General features: G+C 62.2%; 14 protein-coding genes. 7 read left to right on the top strand and 7 right to left on the bottom strand.

What is annotated here, in order from left to right:
- Positions 1-64: 64 nt before the first annotated feature.
- Genes GPT34_RS05610 through GPT34_RS05595 form a run of 4 tightly spaced genes read right to left on the bottom strand, consistent with a single transcriptional unit; the run spans position 65 to position 5,940 of the window.
- Positions 65-1,477 (bottom strand): bifunctional enoyl-CoA hydratase/phosphate acetyltransferase, encoded by a 1,413-nt coding sequence (locus GPT34_RS05610; protein ID WP_291010270.1) that lies wholly within the window; start codon positions 1,475-1,477, stop codon positions 65-67.
- A 43-nt stretch (positions 1,478-1,520) separates the two neighbouring features.
- The gene (fabI, locus tag GPT34_RS05605) at positions 1,521-2,297 is read right to left on the bottom strand and encodes an enoyl-ACP reductase FabI (RefSeq protein ID WP_291010269.1); all 777 of its coding nucleotides are present in this window, start codon (positions 2,295-2,297) and stop codon (positions 1,521-1,523) included.
- Positions 2,294-3,946 (bottom strand): PEP/pyruvate-binding domain-containing protein, encoded by a 1,653-nt coding sequence (locus tag GPT34_RS05600; RefSeq protein ID WP_291010268.1) that lies wholly within the window; start codon positions 3,944-3,946, stop codon positions 2,294-2,296. The genes fabI and GPT34_RS05600 overlap by 4 nt, the downstream gene beginning before the upstream one ends.
- A 53-nt stretch (positions 3,947-3,999) precedes the next feature.
- The gene (locus tag GPT34_RS05595) at positions 4,000-5,940 is read right to left on the bottom strand and encodes a phosphate transport regulator (protein ID WP_291010267.1); all 1,941 of its coding nucleotides are present in this window, start codon (positions 5,938-5,940) and stop codon (positions 4,000-4,002) included.
- Between the two features lie 397 nt (positions 5,941-6,337).
- Here GPT34_RS05595 and GPT34_RS05590 point away from each other — a divergent pair, with 397 nt between their 5' ends.
- The 3 genes from GPT34_RS05590 to GPT34_RS05580 all read left to right on the top strand — a co-directional run bounded on the left by GPT34_RS05590 (position 6,338) and on the right by GPT34_RS05580 (position 9,216).
- On the top strand, positions 6,338-6,937 hold the full coding sequence (locus GPT34_RS05590) for a hypothetical protein (protein ID WP_291010266.1): 600 nt from the start codon (positions 6,338-6,340) through the stop codon (positions 6,935-6,937).
- A gap of 40 nt (positions 6,938-6,977) precedes the next feature.
- Positions 6,978-7,604: a ParA family protein gene (locus tag GPT34_RS05585; RefSeq protein WP_291010265.1), complete on the top strand. Its 627-nt coding sequence runs from the start codon at positions 6,978-6,980 to the stop codon at positions 7,602-7,604.
- Between the two features lie 73 nt (positions 7,605-7,677).
- Positions 7,678-9,216, top strand: coding sequence for a CYTH and CHAD domain-containing protein (locus tag GPT34_RS05580; RefSeq protein ID WP_291010264.1), 1,539 nt, complete (start codon positions 7,678-7,680; stop codon positions 9,214-9,216).
- Between the two features lie 333 nt (positions 9,217-9,549).
- Here GPT34_RS05580 and GPT34_RS05575 read toward each other — a convergent pair whose 3' ends face one another.
- The 3 genes from GPT34_RS05575 to GPT34_RS05565 are packed head-to-tail and all read right to left on the bottom strand — an operon-like array spanning position 9,550 to position 16,939.
- On the bottom strand, positions 9,550-10,890 hold the full coding sequence (locus tag GPT34_RS05575) for a TIGR03862 family flavoprotein (protein ID WP_291010263.1): 1,341 nt from the start codon (positions 10,888-10,890) through the stop codon (positions 9,550-9,552).
- A 17-nt stretch (positions 10,891-10,907) separates the two neighbouring features.
- Positions 10,908-14,300, bottom strand: a complete 3,393-nt coding sequence (locus tag GPT34_RS05570; RefSeq protein ID WP_291010262.1) for a UvrD-helicase domain-containing protein — start codon at positions 14,298-14,300, stop codon at positions 10,908-10,910.
- Positions 14,297-16,939, bottom strand: a complete 2,643-nt coding sequence (locus GPT34_RS05565; RefSeq protein ID WP_291010261.1) for a PD-(D/E)XK nuclease family protein — start codon at positions 16,937-16,939, stop codon at positions 14,297-14,299. Before GPT34_RS05565 ends, GPT34_RS05570 begins: the two co-directional genes overlap by 4 nt.
- A gap of 121 nt (positions 16,940-17,060) precedes the next feature.
- On the opposite strand from GPT34_RS05565, the gene trxA reads away from it, so the two are divergent.
- The 4 genes from trxA (at position 17,061) to GPT34_RS05545 (ending at position 21,189) form a co-directional block, all read left to right on the top strand.
- Positions 17,061-17,393: a thioredoxin TrxA gene (gene trxA, locus GPT34_RS05560; protein ID WP_291010260.1), complete on the top strand. Its 333-nt coding sequence runs from the start codon at positions 17,061-17,063 to the stop codon at positions 17,391-17,393.
- A 196-nt stretch (positions 17,394-17,589) separates the two neighbouring features.
- Positions 17,590-18,852, top strand: coding sequence for a transcription termination factor Rho (rho, locus tag GPT34_RS05555; protein ID WP_291010259.1), 1,263 nt, complete (start codon positions 17,590-17,592; stop codon positions 18,850-18,852).
- A 201-nt stretch (positions 18,853-19,053) separates the two neighbouring features.
- Positions 19,054-19,314, top strand: a complete 261-nt coding sequence (locus GPT34_RS05550; RefSeq protein ID WP_291010258.1) for a type B 50S ribosomal protein L31 — start codon at positions 19,054-19,056, stop codon at positions 19,312-19,314.
- Between the two features lie 168 nt (positions 19,315-19,482).
- Positions 19,483-21,189, top strand: a complete 1,707-nt coding sequence (locus GPT34_RS05545; protein WP_363356410.1) for a hypothetical protein — start codon at positions 19,483-19,485, stop codon at positions 21,187-21,189.
- Positions 21,190-21,196: the final 7 nt, after the last annotated feature.

Raw genomic sequence — 21,196 nt, 5'->3', positions numbered from 1 at the left:
CACGCCGGCCGCTTCGATCTGCCCGTCGCTACGCCGGACTGAGAACGTTAACGTCGGCGATGGTTTACGACATTCGATGCGCCACCAGTTGGGCCAATACGGCCGAAGCCACCCGGGCCTTTGGTCCTTCGGAACGGCTGCTCAGTGCAATGGGCACCCGGGCGCCCAACACCACTCCCGAAGCGGTCGCTCCTCCAAACGTTTGCAATTGTCGAGCGAGCATATTGCCGCTTTCGAAGTCCGGCGACAGCAGTACATCGGCCTGTCCTGCAACGGCCGAATCGATTTGGCGCAGATGAGTAGCCTGGATGGAGATGGCGTCGTCAAAGGTCAGCGGTCCGTCGATCAAGCAACCGGTGATCTGCCCCCGCTCGGCCATCTTGCACAGCGCCGCCGCATCGATCGATGAAGCTACCGCCGGATTGACAATTTCGACTGCGGACAATACTGCCACCCGGGGCACCTCCAGGCCGACCGCGTGGGCGCACTGAATGGCGTTGCGCAGAATGTCAGCCTTCTGTTCCAGGTCAGGCCGCATGTTGAGCACCGTATCTGTGATCAGCAAGGGCTTGGCGTAGAGCGGCACATCAAAACGGTACACATGTGAGAGCAGACGACCAGTGCGCATAGCGGCACTTGCCTGAACCGCGTGGATCAATTCGCCGGTGGACAGGCTACCTTTTATCAGGGACTGCACCTGCCCTTGCACCGCGAGTGCCACGGCTTGTTCTGCAGCGTCGTGACTGTGTGCAGCAGGAATCATTGTGATGCCCTGCAAATCCATCCCTATTTCTTCGGCGATCGCTCGGAGCCGGAATTCGGGACCGACCAACAGTGGCTCAATCACGCCATGTCGAGTGGCATCCAGCACCCCCTTGAGTGAGTCGGCATCGCAGGGATGCACCACAGCGCATCGCACCGGTGGCAGACCATCGCCCAATGCCAGCAACTCCCGGAACCTGGCCAGCGGATCGAACAATCCGATCTGCGGTGCGTGCATGCGAGGCAGTCGAACTTTTTGTGTCGGGGCGATAACGCGGGCCAAGCCGTGCAATACCCTTTCGCCGCGCTGATTCAATACCTGACAATCCAACTCAATGCGATTCTTTTCGGCATCTTTGGCGCTGACCGTGGCCAGCACCGTAAGCGTGTCGCCGATGCGAACGGGCTTGCTGAAATGCAGGACCTGCTCAAGGTAAATGGTGCCCGGGCCGGGAAACTGGGTTCCGAGCAGAGCAGAGATCAGGGCGCCGCCCCACATGCCATGCGCGATGAGGCCATGAAACATCGACGCGTTGGCGTAGTCTGCGTTCAGGTGGGCCGGATTGACATCGCCCGATACGGCGGCAAAAGCCTCGATATCGCTGGGCTTTAGCTTGCGCACAAGTTGGCCACTCTGACCTATTGAGAGTTCGTCAAAAGTGAGGTTCTCGATCCACTCACTGGTTGAGGCCGCTTCTTGGGCTATTGGTGTCAAGCGCATTTGGGGTGCTTTCGGGTTCAAACTCAACCGAACGGGTTCAAGCCACGGCGTGACAACCAGCGTCCACGTAAATCGTCTGGCCGGTCATGCCCGTTGCCGCGTCGCTGCAGAGAAAGCTGCACAGACCTGCGATCTCATCGAGCGTCACCAAGCGTCCCCGCGGAGCCTTTTGCTGTGCGTGCGACATCAACTCATCAAAGTGATTGATGCCCGAAGCTGACCGCGTCTGGATTGGCCCCGGTGACACTGCGTGCACGCGGATACCCTGTGGCCCTAACTCAACCGCCATGTAGCGCACCAGCGACTCCAGCGCCGCCTTGACCGGGCCCATCAGTCCATAGTGAGGCACCGCCTCGTCTGCGCCGAGATAGCTCATGGTGACCAGGCTTCCGCCGGCCGACATGTGCGGCGCACATAGCCGCGCCAAGCGCGCAAACGAATGGCAAGACACGTCCATCGCGCGTGCAAATCCGGCGCGACTGCTAGCAACCACAGGGCCGTGCAAGTCAACCAACGGCGCCCACGCGATCGAATGCACGACAAAGTCGATTCGCCCCATTTGCGCGGCCGCCTGCTCAACGGCTTGCTCAAGCGCACCGTCGTCTTCCACATCGCAGTTCAACAATGTGATGTCCAGCGGATTCGTCAGTGGCTCGACATAGGTGCGAGCCTTGTCATTGAGGCAAACAGCCACGAGATCGGCACCTTGCTCGCGCGCATTTTTGACACATCCCCAGGCGATGCTGTGCTCATTGGCCAGGCCCAAGATGAGTCCCTTTTTTCCCGACAGGCCAGATGGTTTTCGATCGTTCATGAAGGGACCTCAATTCTTGGTGCATTGCTTTCAGGGTGCCGTTTGTCTGCGGGTTTTGCCCTGAGTATTCGGAGGCGCTCGATGAGCGCCTCATCAGCGACGCTCATGGTCTCGACCTTCCCGGCATAGACCTGCCCTTCGTTTCCGTCCAGCGTGATGACATCGCCCTCGAACAGGGTTTGGGCCCCCAGCTGTATGCATCGGCTGGGCTCATCGATGCGCAGGGTACTGCAGGCGACCAGACACACCTTGCCCATCTGGCGCGCAACCACCGCGGCATGAGATGTTCGGGCACCGCGTTGTGTCAACAGACCGCCCACTGATTGCAGTGCAGCAATATCGCTGGTCTGGGCGTCCTGTCGCACCAATACCGCCGAAACACCGAGGGCCTGACGCTCTTGCGCACGCGCAGCGTCCAGCGCGATTTCACCGGAAACCACACCATTGCAGGCCGGCAGGGCAGACGCCAAGGGTTCGATGATGCTCGTGTTTGTTCCTTGAGCTACCAGATGTAGCGTGGCGAGATCTTGGTGTCGCAATGCAGCGGTGCGCTCCAACGCTGTGTTTGTGTCGATAATGCCGTCGTCACACAGATCGAGGGCGATACGCGCAGTCGCCAAAGGTGTGCGCTTGCCCGATCGCGTTTGCAACATGTAGAGCTCGCCATCTTGCACAGTGAACTCAAAATCTTGCATGTCCTCAAAATGCTGCTCTAGGCGGGTCGCTACGTTCTGCAACTCCTGCCAGGCCAATGGCGCCACTTGCTCAAGCGCGGCATGGCCATGGGCATTGCGTTGACCCGACACCACGTCTTCACCTTGAGCATTCACCAGAAAGTCGACCCAGAGGCCAGGCTCGCCGGTGGTCGGGTTACGGGTGAAACCCACACCGGCTCCTGCATGTCCACCCGAATTGCCGAACACCATTTGCTGCACCGTCACCGCAGTGCCCATACGCTCATCAATGTTGTGAATCCCTCGATACGTGATGGCTTTGGGCTGATCCCACGAAGCAAACACGGCTGCCACAGCGCCGCTCAATTGGGTGTTCACGTCTTGGGGAAACGGCTCTCCTGCCAGTTCACGGTAAATCACCAAAAACTGCTGAACCAAATCGCGCAGTTCACTGAAATCAAGTGTGCGCTCATCCCGCCCTTGTGTCTTGGCGGTGATGGCGTCTTCGAACAATGCCCCCGATACCCCCGCCACCACTTCGCCATAGGTCGCAATCAATCGACGGTATGCATCCCAAACCAAACGAGGGTTCCCGGTCTGGCGAAGCAGTCCCGGTAACGTGGCATCACAAAGGCCCACATTGAGCAAGGTTTCCATCATGCCTGGCATGGACACCGGCGCGCCCGAGCGCACCGATAAGATCAGTGGCTGGCGCACATCGCCGAACTTCAAGCCAGTAACGGTTTCGAGTTCAGGCAGCCCCACGCTGAACAGGGGGAGCATGGCATCTTCAGGCGCGCGCGTGAAATGAGTTCCGATGACCAATGCTGGCGGTACCGGCAAGCCGATGCCCGTCATGCGAAGCAGGTTGTGTGCTTTGGAGCCCATGTTTTCCTTCGTGGGCTGATGGTGTACCGGCGTAGCATCGCGTGCAACCAAGTAAAAATGTTTGGGCCAATGTGGCAAGGTGCTCATTTGATTGCTCCGTTCAAGTCGTTGCGAACAGGTTTCTGGCGAGGGCCGGGCGACTATGCCGACATGCCAGATTTCTTGAAAACAAGCTTGCGAAGCCCATAGCCTACCGAGAGCAGGCTGTCACTAGCCCGCTCTATCGTGACGGCCAACTCATTGGCTAACGCGAACAGCGGTGGATGCTTCCCCAGAGTGCGTACGATCTCTTTGCGGGCGTCTCTCAACTGTTCATCGCATACTCGCTCAGCTCTCAAGATGCGCCAAAGGGTTTGCAAAAACACATCGCTATCCGTGGATTCACTGTGGTCGCTCATATCGCGGGCAATCTCAATCGCCTTGATCTGGTCTTGGATCGCCGCCAGCGTCGTATCCGCCAAGCGCCCCAAGACGCTAGCCACTGTGGCTGGCAGGGAGTTCGAAGGCACCATCTGAATCATGCTGTAGACGAAAGTAGCTTCCTCCAGGTCGTCAGCGATATCGTCCATCCGGTCGAGCAATTCCACCATTGGCAACCAGCGAGGTTGGCGCTCGGCTCGGCGCCGCGCCTCCGTCAACACCTGGTCCGCCTTACGCTCCCATTCCTTGGCACGTTGTGTGGCTTCTTCTGCAGGAAGCCGAGCATCGATGAGTTCACTCAACAACTGAGCCAAGGCGTGGCAATACGCCGCATGCTCGGCCAAAAGATCGAACTCGAACGTGCGCCGCTGCAGTACCCGCGCAAGCAGCAACCGTGCCTCGTCTGCGACCAGTGCCGCTGGCTGCTGCTCCCGCAGTTTGATGCTGGCCAGCCGCAGCAGGTTGCTTAAAAAATCTTGGGCGGCTGCGTCGCCCAACACCTGATCCAAGCGATCGCCGATGCGAAAGGCTTCGCCGTCCACCGATTGCATTGCCTCGAATACCAGCTTCTCGCCGCCAGCCAACAGCCATGCCATGTGACCAACATCTTCGTCAGCAGCTTGTTTGAGCACCGCGATGGCCACCGATTTGCGCACAAAAGGCTGGAGCCGTTTTCGCGCGCGGTTCCAGTCAATCACAAACACGATCCGAGAAGCCACCGCTTCTAGGCCTTGCAGCAGCGCAGCAAGGTCGCGAGCATCAAGCTCCGCATGACCAACCGTGTAGGGCTTACCTTGGTTGAGTCCCTCGGTCGTGCGGGGACTGAAGACATCCCATGAGAATCCATGGCGCTCCAGCAGTTGCTTGAAGAAATCAAAGCGGGCAGGATGCAGATCAGAATAGGTTAACGAAATCTTCAGCGCCTCGACTTCAATCACCAAGACGTGCGCGTCGTTGGTGCCAATGTCATTCTGGATCAACAGCGTTTTCCCATTTCTGGTGGCCGCCGTGTCGAGTCCAGGATGGTTGAACTTCAGTGGAGCGGTACGTGACAGTCCCCGCATGAAAGCCTCGATCAACGGCCGGTCTTGATCGTCGATCTGCCAGACATGGGCACCGTCAATGTCTTCGGTCGACAGCTCGACTGCCATCGCGTTCAAACCTCTGTGCAAATCCATGACCAGCAAATGAAAGCTGTCGGTGCCGCGTCGGTCGCCGCGAGTCAGGTCGCCCAGCGCCTGGGGGTCTAAGCCCTCTTCGCTTTCCATCTCCTCAATACGTCGAAGCCAATGATCCCGACGCTCGCTCAGTGTGCGATCCCTATGTCCGTCCAGATCGCAGAGCGGACGCGCCATCAAGCTGAGATCGGCGGCCAGCGCGCCAAGCCACTGTCCCAGGTTGGGAACGATCAGGATCTCGTCCTGCAGATAGCTGGTGGTGACGAGGTCTTTGATCCAGAGCGCGTTGGTCAGCCCGAGATGGGCGATTTCATGAGTCCAGTCGTGCAAGCCGCCGGCAGGGTTGCCTGCATGTTGCAAGGCAGACTGCAACACCGACAGGTACAACTTGAGGCGATCGTTGGCTCGAAGCGCAGCTTTGATCCAAGCCGGCAACAACAAGGTCGGCTTCCCCAGCGAAGCAACGGCTTTTTCTTTTTCCATGCAAGGCTTCCAGTGATGAGCTTGCTATAGATCTTGTTTGTTCTGAGTTTCGATCTGGTGACAAATAGGGCCAGAAAATTGTCTGATGGCGCTCTACTTTTGATCCAGATCAATCAACGGCGCATCTCAGGGTTGTCACGAATCTCTCATCGAGACACAAGCCGGCTGGAGAGGCAGAACGCCAACGTCCGGGCCGAGGAAGACGTACAGCATATGGCGTGTCCCAACGCGAAGTGGCTTGGGACACTTTCCGGTGAAGGTTGCTCCCAGACCGTTGAGGTGAGCTTCAGCCCCTCGGGAAACACCTGTCGCCGGCACTCGCTTCTGGCCAAATCAATTCTCAACATCGTTTATTTGGTATAAACTGTTTATATTATTAAAATTTTCAAGAGAATTTATGCCCACTGATGCCTCAACCCAATCCGCTGTTTCTGCCACTATCGCTCCCAGTGCGCCTGTTCTCCCTGCTGCACCTGTCAAGACGCGAGCATTGCAGGCAAAACCCAAGCCTGAGGCGACTCTAAAGGTGCCGGCACAAGCCGCCACCAACCGTGGCAGCAAGCCCGCAGCCAAGAAGGCGGCTAGCGCTACCCCGAGCGCGCCCATCCCAAGCAAGACCGGTGTAAACACCCCGCCAAAGCCCACTATCAACAAGCAGGTTGCCAAAGTCGCGGAGAAGAGCGCCAGTGTTGAAAAGAGCACCCCCGTTGCCGACAAGACACCTGTTCTAAAACAAAAAAAGGCAAAGGGAGCAAAAGGCAAGGCAGCACATCGTGCGCCGATAATCAAGATGGTTCGTGACAGCTTCACTTTTCCTGAGTCCGAACACAAGCGCCTGGTTGAACTCAAGAAGCGCCTGATCGCCTTGGGCACAGAAGTGAAAAAGGGAGAGCTGGTTCGGGCCGCTATCGGGATGCTGTTTGCTTTGGACAATGAAAAACTGATTGCTGCCGTTGCCGACGTTGAAAAGCTGAAAACAGGTCGTCCGAAGAAGTGAGCGTTGGACGCAGCGGCCAGATTTTGCAGATGGCTGTGGAATGAAGGCCATCAGCATCATCAATCCGAAAGGTGGCTCGGGTAAATCAACACTGGCCACCAATCTGGCGGGCTATTTCGCCCAGCGCAGCCCTGCTGTCCTACTCGGTGATGTGGACACTCAGCAGTCTTCCCGGCGATGGCTCCAGAGCCGGCACCGGGGCATGGCTTCCATTGAAACTTGGCAAATCGGAGCGGACGATGTAGCACGCCCACCCAAAGGGGTCACCCATGCGATCCTTGACACGCCAGCCGGGTTGTCGGGCAAATCGCTGGCGCAGATTGTCAAGGTGTCAGCCCGCATCATCGTGCCGGTTCAGGCTTCGCCCTTTGACCTTTGGGCCACCAAGCTGTTTTTGGACCAACTAGAGGCGATCAAAGCCGTCAGCCGTGGCAAAGCCGAAGTGGCACTGGTGGGCGTTCGGGTGGATCCCCGTACCCTGGCGGCCACTCAGCTGCGTGAGTTTCTGGCAGCGCAAGGCTTCGAGACTTTGACGATGATCCGACCTACCCAGTTGTATGGTCGGGTGGCTGAAGCAGGAGCGAGCATTTTCGATGTCAGCCCATCTTTGGCAGCGCGCGAAAGGGAAGACTGGCAACCTTTGCTGCAGTGGGTCGATATTTTGTAGCCAGGCCAAATCGTCAAAGACACGCCAGCCGCTGTCAACTGTCCAGACTGCTGCTGTATTTCAAGGGTTAGCGATGTCGAACACTGAGATCGAGCTCAAACTCCTGTTGCCTGGGGCAGATGCCTCGGACATTGAGGGCCGATTGCGCAGTCTTCCAGTCTTGGCACGCCGCAAGTCACAAAGCCAATGGCTGTGGAACTGCTATTTCGACACGCCAGAGGAAACATTGCGCGCGCAACGCAGCGCGCTTCGCTTGCGTTGTGTGAGCGACACGCCTTGGAGGAGCGCCATACCAGGCTTCGCGCCAGACGGTGAATGGATTCAAACGTTCAAGTCTGCGGGGACTTCCCTGGGTGGCTTGAGTGAAAGAGGTGAATGGGAAAGCCGCGTGACCATCGGGTCGCTCAACGAAACCGCTCTGCGTAAGACGCCGTGGAGCCATCTGGATGCCGAAGGCCATCTTTTCGCCGCCCTTTGCCCTTGTTTCGATACCCGCTGCCGCCGCACTACTTGGCAGCTGCAGCGCTACCAGGGCGCCTCGATCGAGGTCGCACTCGATGTGGGCGAAATAGTCGCAGGAGAACGGAACCTTCCGATACTGGAACTTGAGCTTGAACTCAAGAGCGGACCAGCCGAATCATTGTTTGAGTTGGCACAAACGATTGCACACTCCATCGCAGTTTTGCCCTGCGATGCCAGCAAGGCAGAGCGCGGCTATCAACTCACGCGAGGCCACGCCCAAGCTCCCAGACGGGCGAAAATGATCCATCTGGACAAACGGGCCAGCCCACTTGAAGCCGCCCAAGCAGCCTTCGCGGAAACGTATGAGCACCTCACGCGCAACCTGTCGGGACTGACAGATTCAGACGATCCAGAACTGGTTCATCAAGCCAGGGTGGGATGGAGGCGCTGGCGCAGCGCAAAGTGGCTGTTTTCAGCCTGGCTGCCCCGAATGCCTGAATTTGAGGGGTTGAAACCGTTGTTGAACGCACTGGGGCTGCTCCGAGATCTGGATGTGCTGCGATACGACACCTTGGCATCGTGGTTGCCCACATTCCTTGACAGCGGAAACGAGCGCCTGTGCATCGTCAACAAGGCAATTGCTCAGATAGACAAAGCCCGATCACAGCGTCGCGTCCAGCTCAGGTCTCAACTGGCTTCGCCTGCGACAGGTGCTGCGCTTGTCGGTTTATCGCAAGCGATGTTCGAACTCGCTGGTGTGCAAAGCACGCATGCGGTCGTTCGAAAGAAGAAGGGGAAGAAGGCGCAAACGAGCCAATGGGCAAACGAACGCATGACAACTCTGCGACGGCGCCTCGAGCGCACGCTAAAAAGCAGCAACGAACCCGGGGCCCCTGTCGAGCTGATCCATAGATCCCGCCTTCAGGCCAAGCGTGCTCGTTATGCAGCAGAAATGCTGGGTGATGTACTCCCTCCAGAAACCGGCTCCAAGTTGGCACGAAAAGCGACCGCTATTCAAACCCGCGTGGGTGCGGACAGAGACTTACAACAAGCCATCACGCTGCTGCAATCACTCAACGTGGATGCCAGCCTGATCACGTTTCTGCAGGGTGTGCTTGCCGGTCGATCCGATGGAAAGATAGCGCACTGATGCAGACTGAATGGTACTCATGAGCGGGAACACCATTTCATCCTTGGAGTTAGCAGTCGTTCCCGGGCCTTGGTCTGTTCGACTCCGGTCGAATGACCAGTCTGGGTGATCAACCGGTCGCTTGGGGCCTTGTTCTGCGAATGACCGGTTGGATCCCAGCCGATTTGTGACTTCTGTCATTTTTTGCGAGCAGAGCTGCTATTCGTCGAGGGCGGGATACCGAGTCCTTTCCGAGTTCTCGCCGCACAGAACACTGGTCAGCAGTGCAATGCACTTTAGGCGACTGGAATATGCACCCTCACGGGACTGCCCTGGGACAGGCTCATTTGCATTTCAAGTCATCGGCAAGCCAGCTGCGTCGGACCTTGTGGTCGCCAGCCACCGCACCACACCCTCACCCGCCGCCACGCCGCTGCTGAGGCAAGCAGTCAGCAGGTAACCGCCGGTGGGCGCTTCCCAATCCAGCATTTCACCGGCGCAGAACAGGCCGGGCCGCTCGCGCACCATCAGCTGTTCGTCCAATGAGTCAAAGGCCACGCCACCCGCGGTGCTGATAGCTTCGTCAATCGGGCGTGGGCGCAACAGCGTAAGCGGCAAGGCCTTGAGTAGTTTGGCCAGTGCTTGGGGATCGTGCAGCGTGGCTTTGTCCAGCAGCTCATTGAGCAGCGCCATCTTGATGCCACCCAGGCCCAGGCGGCTCTTGAGGTGGGCCGATAGGCTGCGTGAGCCTCGCGGATGTGCGGTGTGCGCGGCGACCTGCTCGGCGCTTTGATCGGGCAACAGGTCCAGGTGGATGATTGCCCGCCCACTGCGCGCAATCTGATCGCGAATCAGGGCGGAAGCGGCATACATCAGGCTGCCTTCAACACCGCCGGCGGTGACCACGAATTCCCCGCGCCGCTTGAAGTGGCGACCCAGGCTGTCGGTGAAGTCCAGGACGACGGATTTGAGCGGCTGCCCCGCAAAGCGCTCTTGGAAAAACGCACTCCAGCCTTCTTCCTCTGCATGCACCCCGGATGCGGCCACATCAAAACCGCAGTTGCTCGGCTGCAGCGGCGCCACGGCCACACCTGCCCCTTGCAGCCAAGGCGCCCAGGCGCCGTCAGACCCGAGCCGCGCCCAGCTGGCCCCCCCGAGCGCCAGCACGGTGGCGCGGGCGCGCATGGTGAGCACTCCGTGTGGTGTGTTGAAGCGCAAGGCGTCGCCTTCGCTGCTCTCGGCGGGGTTTACCCATCCTTGCCATCGATGCCGCATGTGAAAGTTCACCGGCGCGCCACCCGCATCGGGATGGCGCAGCCGGTGCAGCCAGGCCCGCAGCAGAGGAGCGGCCTTCATGTCAGTCGGAAATACGCGCGACGAGGTGCCAACAAACGTATCGATGCCGAGGCCAGCAGCCCAGTCGCGCACGGCTTGCGGGCCGAAGCGCTGCAGCAGCGGGCCCACCAACTCGGCGCGCTCGGCGTAACGCTGGACAAAGGGCGCCATGGGCTCGGCGTGGGTGAGGTTCATGCCGCCCTTGCCGGCGAGCAAAAACTTGCGGCCAACCGAAGGCATGGCGTCGAACACATGCACCGCGTGCCCTGCGCGCGAGACCACCTCGGCCGCCATCAGGCCGGCCGGCCCGCCGCCGATCACGGCAACGTCGACTTGCAAATCGGAGTTCAAAGCAGACATCGGGGTTTCGCTGCGAGTCATAGTGAAGGCAGCTCGATCAAACGGCCATCGGCATTGATGAAGGCCACGCGAAGCGGCTCGCCGGGATGGGCGGCGGCCACAGCGGCTCGGTAGCTGGCCATCTGGCGCAGCAAACCGACCTGCTGCTGGGGTTGGGTGGCGGTCTTGAAGTCCAGCACCCACCAGGTGGCCAGATCGCCACCTGAATCGCACGTGCGCACCAGCCGGTCCAGCCTCAGCTGCTCGCCCTCGTGAACCAGCACCACCTCGTTGCTCCATTCGGCCACGCGCTCCGGGTCCCAGGCCCAGGCGGCCTCTGCGCTCACCATGCGCTCGGCCATGGCGCGGGCTTCGCTCGCGCGCTCGGCCAGCAGCTCAAACTCCGCAGCCACGGCGTGCACATGGGTATCGCTCCAGGCAAACCGATCGGGCAGAGTCGGATACCACTGAAGCAGGCGGTGTACCGCCAGACCAAACCGACGGCGCTCATCGTCTTGCGTGAAGGCAGACACCTCGACCACGGGCGTCTGCAGTTCGGGCGCCGGGCGTGCCGAACGGGTCAGCGCCGGCAGGGTGACCAGCTCGAAACTGGGCTCGATCTGAGCTTGGAGGTCTGCCACCACCGGTGGAGCCTCCACCTCTGGGGCCAGGGTGTGCAAACGATCGTGCCAGCTGGGTGAACTGCCGCGCTGGTGTGGTTCAAAACTGGAAATGACGAGTTGCGACTCGGCGCGCGTCAACGCCACGTACAGCGCATTGAGCTCTTCGAGTGACCGCGCTTGCTGCTCCACCTGCAAGGCGTCCACTGCGCAAGCCGGTGGCGTTTTTTCACTGGCGAGAAACACGAAACGACGCGGGTGCGCGTCGTCGCCAGGCCAGTCCACCAGCACGCCCATGCTCTCTGGCCGTGACGATCCAGTCGCCGTGTCGAGCAGGAGCACGGTATGAGCCTCCAGGCCCTTGGCGCCGTGGATGGTGAGCAGCCGCACGGCGCCTGGGGTCTGGCTGGCCGAGGCTTTGATGCCACCGGCCTTGAGCGCGCGCACGAAACGGTACGGTGTAAGAAAGCGACCGCCTTCGATGGCGAGCGAGTGGGTCAGCAGATCGCGCAGTTGGGCGAGCACCGCAGGCCGCTGGCTGGAGGGGACCGCGCACCCAAAGCGGGCCAACACATCGCCATCGTCGTAAATGGCAGACAAGGCATCGTGGGGTGGCAGGGTTTGCAACCAGCCGTGGTACCGCTGCAGACGCTCCACGGTTTCCAGCAAGGCTGCAATCCCGGCAGCGTTTGCTGCTTCGCCAGCAGGGCAGATTTCGACCCACACGCTGCGCTGTTCATCAGCGGGCAAGGCAGCGAAGCGCAGCAGCACGGCCCACCAGGAAAGGGGCACGAGCTTGACGCTCACATCCTCAGGGGCGCGTTCTGTCCAGTGTTGGCGAAGCCGCGCCACCTGCGCCAGCATGGCGTCGCTCCAGCCGAACAAGGGGGACTTGAGCGCACGGGCCAGGCTCAGGTGGTGGCGCTGCGAGACCAGCACGTCGAGCAGTGCGATCACATCCTGCACCGCAGGTGCCTCCGCGAGCTCCAGCTTCTCCGGCTGTTCGCTCGGAATGCCACGCGCCAGCAGTGCCTCGTGCATCCAGCCCAGGCGCTCGCGCCGTCGCGCCAACACCATGATGTCGTCCGCCCGAAGCCTCCCGGCGTCTACCTCGGCGGCGATCCAGTCGGCGGCTTGTTGGGCTTCTCGCGCTGAGTAGCCGTCCTCAAGCTCGACCAGTGGCGTGTTCAGGCTGTCGCGCCACTCCAGACCTTGTGCCTGGCCAGCGCTGTCGCGTGCATCGCGCGCAATGGTGGGCAAGGCGATCACGCGGCCTGGCGCTGTGCTTTCTGTGGTGTGGGCGCGGTAATGCGCGCTGTAGTCGCCAGCCTCCACCGCCGCCAGCATGGCCTGGTTCAGCACGGCCACCACCGGCGGCGCGCAGCGGCGCGTGTGGTCGCAGCTGAGCAAGCGGCCGCTCAAGCCATCGACCACAAACTGCTGCGCCGCGCGAAACACCTGGGGTTCGGCGCGTCGAAATCGGTAGATAGACTGCTTGGGATCGCCCACCAGAAACACCCGGGGAGCTTCGCCCGAACCGGCGCCCGCGTAGGCCGACAGCCAGCCGTACAAGGCCTGCCATTGCAAGGGATTGGTGTCCTGGAACTCGTCGATCAGCAGGTGGCGAATGCGGGCATCCAGCCGCTGCTGCATCCAGCCCGAGAGCTCGGCATCGCCCAGCAGCCGCAGCGCGGCGGTCTCCACATCGTTCATGTCGACCCAGCCGCGTTCGCGCTTGAGCTCGGCGAAGCAGCGCAGCAGGACGCGGCTCAGCCGTGTCATGCGCTGGTGGTGCTGCCAAGCCTGGTGCTGGTTGACGGCACTCAGCAATTCCAGCGCCTGGGTCTGAGCCTCGCGCACCTGCGTGATACCCGCGATCCTTTCACCAAACTTGCGGGGCTCTCGCTTCTGGGTCAACAGCGCATTCATCACGCCGGGGAAACTGCGCGCGCTCAGCGCCTGCTCCAGCTCAACGCCCTTGGCGGCAAACGTCACCGCGCTCGCCTGACCCAAGGCACGCGCTGCGTCCCACCAAAGGCTGGGCACTTCGGACGCGGCTTCAAAAAAGGCTTGTGGTTCGGCCAGGTGCGCGAGCGCCGGGTACGCCTCTCCAAAAGTGTCGACCGAGTCGTCTAACTTGCCTGCGCGATCGGCCAGGCTGAATTCGATGCGCTTCTGCAAGGCCTTTTTCAAGGCAGCCTGAGTCTGGAACCGGCCGATTTCAGCGGCGCTCTCTACGAAGTCCTGGTAGGCACTGGCGTCGGTGGCGAGCGCAATGTAGAAGCGCGGCCAGACCAGGTCCACAGCGGGCTGGTCGTCTTCCAGCAGCTCGTACTGCGCAGGCAGCTCCAGCTCCTGCAACACCGAAAGCGGCGCGCCGCGCAGCAGCGCGGCAAACCAGCTGTGAAAGGTGCGCACCTGTACCGGCCGGCCTAGGCCAACCGAACGGCTGTACAGCGTGAGCAATTCAGGGGCGCGCCGCTGGGCTTGTTCGTCGCTCATGCCGCGGTCCACCAGCGCCTGTACCCGCTCGGCATCGCTCATGCCCGAGAAAGAGCGCAGCTGCTCATCCAGGCGCTGGCGCATTTCGCCAGCCGCCTTCTTGGTGAAAGTGATGGCGAGAATGTCTTGCGGCGCAACACCGTCGAGCAGCGCGCGCGCGATGCGCGACACCAACATCCAGGTCTTACCGGCGCCGGCACAGGCTTCCACGGCGACGCTGTGCGCTGGATCGCAGGCCACGGCATAAAAGGCTTCGCGCGTGGCCGTCTGGCCGTCGATGCGGTATGCCGCTGGTGTGACCGTGCTCATGGCGCACCCCACTGATCTTTGCGGCACAAACCCCGCGCCGCGCAGAAATCGCACACCGCACCTTCACCCAGCGCGGGCAGAGTGGCACCGGCTGCGATGCGGGTGAGGTCGTGCACCAGGCCGGTCAGCAACTGTTCTCGCGCCGCGAGAATCTCGGGCTGTTCAATCAGGCGTGTGGCGTCGCCATCTCGGCTGTCGGTGATGCTGAGGTAGGCGGCGCGCAGGGTTTCGGCCGGCAACAGGGCGGCGTAGAAAGCCAGCTGCGTGTCTTCCAGCGGCTGCTTGACGCGCGCCAGGGTCTTGGTTCGGCTCTCAGTCTTGTAGTCGATCACGATGGATATCGCACCTTCCGGGCTGGGCTGCTCATCGATGCGATCCAGCTTGCCGAGCAGCGTCCAGCCGTCCACACGTTGCGTGAGCGCCTGCTCAGCACTCACGAAGCGGGGACCAGGTGCATATTCGGCGGCTTCGAAGCCGACCAGCCAGCTCAGGTAACCGTCGCGCAACGCCGGCCAGGTAGCCAGGTAAGGCAGAAAGCCGGCTCCGCCCTCCCCGGCCTGCAGGCCCATGGCCTCGGTAGTTCGATCGGCCTGTGCATCCAACGCTGCACGGTCTGCCTCCCAGCCCGGTCGCTGATCGCCCCGCGCTTCATGGAAGGCGCGCAACACTGCGTGCAACCAGTTGCCCAGATCGCGCTGATCAGGCTCGGTTTCGAGCTCGGGTGCATCCTGCAGACGCAGCTGGCGCAGGGCAAAAAAACGGTACGGGCAATGGCGCAGGTCCTGGTAGGCACTGGCAGAAAGAGCGTCGGGCAGCAAATCGCGCGCAGAAGGCAGCGGACGACTCTGCAAGCTTGGCGGCAGTTCACGCAGGACCCGCGGGTCGGTGGCGGGCCCAGAGGCAGCCGCGTCGAGTGCCTGAACCCAGGCGCCGGGCAGCAAGGTTTCGCCGCGCTCCTGAGTGCGCCAAAGCACATCTACGCTCGGGTGACGCAGAGCACCGTGCCAGGCGTGCGACGCGGCCAGGGCCAGAGCATCGCGGCTGGGCAGGCCAATCGCCTCGCGCTGCGCGGCGGTCCAATGACCGGGCGGTTCCGGGCTGGGACTCAGGTGGGCCTCGTCACAACCTGGGATCACTATCGCCCCCACGGTGCGGCCCAGCAGCTGGGCCAGCGGCAGCGTCACCACCTCGGCCGCGGCCGGGCTGCGCGGCTGGAAGCTTTCGCCTTCCAGCACCTCACGCACCCAGGCGGTGAACGCGGCCAGCGTCAGAGGGGGCGCGCGCGCGCCGTCGGCCTCACTCTCGGGCAAGAGCGCATGCGCCAGGGCGTGCAAAGACTGGGCCGCATCAGGCCCCAGGCGCAGCGCTCGCAGGATTTGCTGCCCGGCAGCATCGGCCTGCAGCGGCGACCAGAGTTCTGCGGCCGCCAGGGCATTGGCCAACGCATCGAGCCAGGCAGCCAGCGGCCGTGGGAACTGCAAGGCTTCGAGCAAGGCCGGCAGCTCAGCGGGACAGACACCGGCGACAAGGGCAGGCTCCGCCCGCCAGCGCGAGACACCCACATCTCGCGCCCACTGTTCCAAGGCCTGCACCTCAGCGGCTTTCCAGACCGTTGTCTGCTTGAGGAAATCGAGCACATCGTCCATGCGTGCACGCGGCGAAGCCGCCCGCAGCAGGCTCATGAGGCGAGCGGCGGCGCGGGTCGTGGACAGCTTCCAGCCGGTCTCGTCGTGCACCGCCACACCGGCGCTGGTCAAGAGCGCGCTGACCCGGCGTGTCAGCATGCGGTCGTTAGCCACCAGGGCGACAGGGGTCTCGCCCGCCTGCACCCGCGCCAGCACGCAGGCCGCCGCGCGCTGCGCTTCGTCCTCGGTATCGTCGCAGGCATGCAGCCTTGGCAAAGGTGCGACAGGCAACCGATGCGGTTCACGTTGAAGCACACGCGCATGTGTGCCCCAGCGTTGCGTCAGCGCTTCAACCAGCGGGTCCGGCTGGAAGCCTGGCAAAACCAGCAGCAGATCGGCATCAGCGCCCGGCGCAGCCAGCTCGGACCACAGCACATCGGTGGCGTAGCCCGAGCTGCCCGCCCAGGCCAGCGCCAGCGACTGCAGCAAGGCCTCCCAATGCAGCGCGAGTTGCCGGGGCGCGATCGATTCGCGCAGCGCATCGGCCCAAGCTTGCCGCCGCTCGGGTGACCGAGCCGCCGCGATGGGGGCCAGCTGGCGAGCGGCTTCGACCAGGCGCGTCACCATCACCGCCCGCAGAGCCGCATCGATGCGACGAGGCGCCACCCGGTCGATGAACGCCGCTGCCACCAGGCTGTCGTGCGCCATCGCCCCGTGCAGATCGGTGGGCGCGGGCACGTGAGGCATCAGGGTCTGGGCCCAGTTGCGCGAGGACTCGAAACGAGGTGCAAAGCCGCTGTGGTGCCGCTGTGCCCAGGCGCATCGCCCGACTTCCATCAACTGCGCGTAGGGCACCAGCACCACCGCGCGCTGTGGTCGCACACCGGTCTCGCGCAAGGCGTGATCGATCTGGTCCAGCCAAGCAGGCCAGACGCTGAACACGGCGTCACTGCTGCTGGCCAATAGCGGTGTGTCTGGGCTGGACTGGGCAGGCGGAGGAGCGGGCGTCGTCATGGATCGGGCGTTTCTGTCACAATGGAAGGCACCACGCCCCCGGCGAAAGACCCTGAGCTTTTCCCCTGCGTTGCGCGTGACCAAACTTTAACCTCTGCCTTCAACCCCAATAGGAAAAATCATGGCCAGCGACCTGATCAAACACGTATCCGACGCCAGCTTCCAGGCCGATGTGCTCGAAGCCAAGGCACCAGTGTTGGTGGACTTCTGGGCCGAATGGTGCGGCCCCTGCAAGATGATCGCGCCCATCCTCGACGAGGTCGCCGGCTCTTACGACGGCAAGCTCAAGATCGCCAAGATGAATGTGGACGACAACCGCGATGTGCCGGCCAAATTTGGCATCCGCGGCATTCCTACGCTGATGCTGTTCAAGGACGGTCAGCTGGCTGCCACCAAGGTCGGCGCCCTGAGCAAGGCGCAACTCACCGCCTTCATCGACCAGCAGATCGCCTGACCCACCCGATAGGCCTGGGCCCTGGGCCGGGTGCAATGCCCGGCTTTTTCTCAGGCTCCGGATTTTTCCTGTCATAATCTCCATAGGTTCAGGTTAGACACAAGCCTGCTTCCCCGCCACCGCGCACCGTCCGCCAACCGGACGCCAGCGCCCCTCCCCCGACTTCCGATTCCAACTCCTTCCCGGAGTGAATTCCATGCACCTCAACGAACTCAAGGCACTTCACGTGTCTGAAGTCCTCAAGCAGGCTGAAGCGCTTGAGATCGAAAACACCGGCCGCATGCGCAAGCAGGAGCTGATGTTCGCCATCATCAAGAAGCGAGCCAAGGGCGGCGAACTGGTGAACGCGGACGGCGTGCTGGAGGTGCTGCCCGACGGGTTTGGTTTCCTGCGCGCGCCCGACACCAGCTACACCGCGAGCACGGATGACATCTACATCTCGCCCAGCCAGATCCGCCGCTTCAACCTGCACACCGGCGACATGATCGAAGGCGAGGTGCGCATCCCCAAAGACGGTGAGCGCTACTTCGCACTCAACAAACTCGACAAGATCAACGGCTTGCCCCCCGAGGACAACAAGCACAAGATCATGTTCGAGAACCTGACGCCGCTGTTCCCCAAGGAACAGATGCGCCTGGAACGAGACATCAAGAGTGACGAGAACATCACCGGTCGCGTCATTGACATCATCGCGCCCATCGGCCGCGGCCAGCGCGCCCTGATCGTGGCGCCGCCCAAGAGCGGCAAGACGGTGATGATGCAGCACATCTGCCACGCTATCGCTGCAAACCACCCCGAGGTGGAACTCATGGTGCTGCTCGTGGATGAGCGCCCAGAGGAAGTGACCGAGATGCAGCGCACCGTGCGTGGTGAGGTCATCGCCTCCACCTTCGACGAACCCGCCGCGCGCCACGTGCACGTGGCCGAGATGGTGATCGAACGCGCCAAGCGACTGGTCGAGCTGAAAAAGGACGTGGTCATCATGCTCGACTCGATCACGCGCCTGGCCCGCGCCTACAACAACGTGCTGCCCTCTTCGGGCAAGGTGCTGACCGGTGGTGTGGACGCCAACGCCCTGCAACGCCCCAAGCGATTCTTCGGCGCCGCCCGCAAGATTGAAGAAGGCGGTTCGCTGACCATCATCGCCACTGCGCTGGTCGACACCGGCTCGCGCATGGACGAGGTGATCTTTGAAGAATTCAAGGGCACCGGCAACTGCGAAATCCACCTGGACCGCCGCCTTTACGAAAAGCGCGTTTTCCCCTCGATCCAGCTCAACCGCAGCGGTACCCGCCGCGAAGAGCTGTTGCTGCAGCCTGAAATCCTGCAGAAGACCCGCATCCTGCGCCAGTTCATGTACAACATGGACGAGATCGAGGCCATGGAAATGGTGCTCAAGAGCATGAAGGCGACGAAAAACAACTCGGAGTTCTTTGACATGATGCGCAGGGGAGGCTAAACCCCCCGCTCCGCCTTCGGCGTCACTCCCCCGTGGCGGCGGCACTGGCCGACTGGCAAAGCCATATCGGCGGTGCCTTGGGGTTCAAACAGCCCGCTCCGGCTGCTCTTTTCCCAGGCTATAATGGAAGGTTGTAATTTGCAGTAAGTACAGCGAAATGGTTTCGCTGCGGCTGCCGCACCTGAACCCCAAGGAATCGTCATGAAAGACGGCATTCACCCCAATTACCGCGACGTCTGCTTCGTGGACCTGTCGAACAACTTCAAGTTCGTGACCCGCTCCTGCGCGAACACGAAAGAGATGATCAAGATGGAAGACGGCCGCGAGTTGCCGCTCTTCAAGCTGGATACTTCCAGCGAGTCGCATCCCTTCTACACCGGCACCCAGAAAAGCGTGGACAACATGGGTGGACGCGTTGAGCGTTTCCGCAACCGTTACGGCAAGACGCCTGCGGCGAAATAAGGCGATCTCCCGCCTGTCCTGCCGGGTGCATGCACCTGCCAGACACCCGATCAGCAGCCGGCCCGACCGGCTGCTTTTTTTTGCCCGCCTGTATCTGAGCGTGTGCCCTGCACACACAACGAAGGCCCTTGTATAGTCCCCGCAGTGAATGCTGTCACCCCCGCCCTCGTGAGTCAGACTGCCGTGCGCCGCCTGCCGCGACTGGCGTTGATCCTGTTTTGCGTGGCCTACGTGCTGCCCGGCTTCCTGGGCCGCGAACCGTGGAAGGTCGCAGATGTCACCGCGTTCGGCGTAATGCTGGAAATGGCGGCCGGCCACAGCGGTTGGTGGCAACCGCAGGTGTTGGGTATGGCGGTGGAAGAAGCGGGTCCCTTGCCTTACTGGCTGGGCGCAGCTTTCATTCGCTGGCTGCCTTTCTTGTCACCCGAGTTCGCCGCGCGCATTCCATTTGGCGGCCTGCTGGCCCTCACGCTGGCGAGCACCTGGTACACGGTGTACCAACTGGCACGCCAGCCGGCTGCCCAGCCGCTGAGCTTCGCCTTTGGCGGTGAAGCCAACCCCAAAGACTACGCGCGGGCGCTGGCCGACGCGGGATTGTTGGCCCTAATCGCCTGCCTCGGTCTCGCCCAGCTGTCGCACGAAACCACGCCCGATCTGGCCCGCCTGGCCATGGTCGCCACGCTGCTCTACGCCGCCACCCGGCTGGCCCAGGGAAGTAGTCGGTCCCTCACCCGCGTGCTCATCCTGTGGGGCACTGCCGCCGCCGCCTTGGTGCTGAGCGGCGCGCCGTGGATCACGCTGTTGCTGGGAGTGGGCTGGCTGGTGTTGGCTGGCTGGTCCCGCGGCCAGGTCGAGGCGGTGGCGAGCAACTGGGAGGTGGCGGCAGCGCCAGCCGCAAGGTGGTTCCCCGTGCTCGTGGCGGGTAGCGTGTTGGCGCTGGTGCTGGCTGCTGCACTGGCGCTGGGCTGGATGCCCTGGCCTTCGCCTCTGGCCCAGCGCGTTGGCATGGACTGGGGCAACTGGGGCCGTTTGCTGGTCTGGTTCAGCTGGCCGGCCTGGCCGCTGGTGCTCTGGACGCTGTGGCGCTGGCGTCGGCAGTGGAGCAGTCCGCATGTGGCCTTGCCGCTGTGGTCGGTGCTGGTGAGCTTGGGCGACAGCGCACTATCGGGAGAGCGGGACCGCGCCCTGCTGCTGGCATTGCCCGCCCTGGCGGCATTGGCAGCGTTCGCATTGCCTACGTTAAGGCGAAGCGTCTCGGCGCTGATCGATTGGTTCACCCTGCTCTTCTTCACTGGCTGCGCCCTCGTGATCTGGGTCATCTGGGTCGCCATGCAGACCGGTGTGCCGGCAAAGCCGGCTGCCAACGTGGCCAAGCTGGCGCCAGGTTTTCAACCCGAGTTTTCGCTGGTGTTATTCCTCATCGCCGCCGTCGCCACGCTGGCCTGGATCTGGCTGGTGGCTTGGCGGGTCGGTCGGCACCGTGAGGCGATGTGGAAGAGCCTGGTGCTGCCCGCGGCAGGCGCCACGCTGAGCTGGCTGCTGCTGATGACGCTGTGGTTGCCCCTGCTCGACCACGGGCGCAGCTACGGGCCGATTTCGCGCAGCATCGCGCGCATGGTGCCGGCGCAGACCTGTGTGCTGGCCGACGGTTTGTCTCAGGCACAGATTGCAGCCCTGCAGTACCACGGTCAGCTCACCCTGTACCGCACCGATCCACAAGCGGATCCTGGCTGCCGCACGCTGGTGGTCACGCCCGAGGGACAAGAGACGCTGGACGAGCGCGTGGAACTCACGCAATGGGCCTTCAAGGCCACGGTGTTCCGGCTTACCGACCAGAAAGAGCGCTTGCTGGTCTACCAGCGCCTGGGCAACTGAGTCACTA

Origin of the sequence: Hydrogenophaga sp., assembly GCF_011390835.1 — a bacterium.
GTDB lineage: Bacteria > Pseudomonadota > Gammaproteobacteria > Burkholderiales > Burkholderiaceae_C > Hydrogenophaga.
This window is presented reverse-complemented; position numbering and strand designations above follow the sequence as displayed.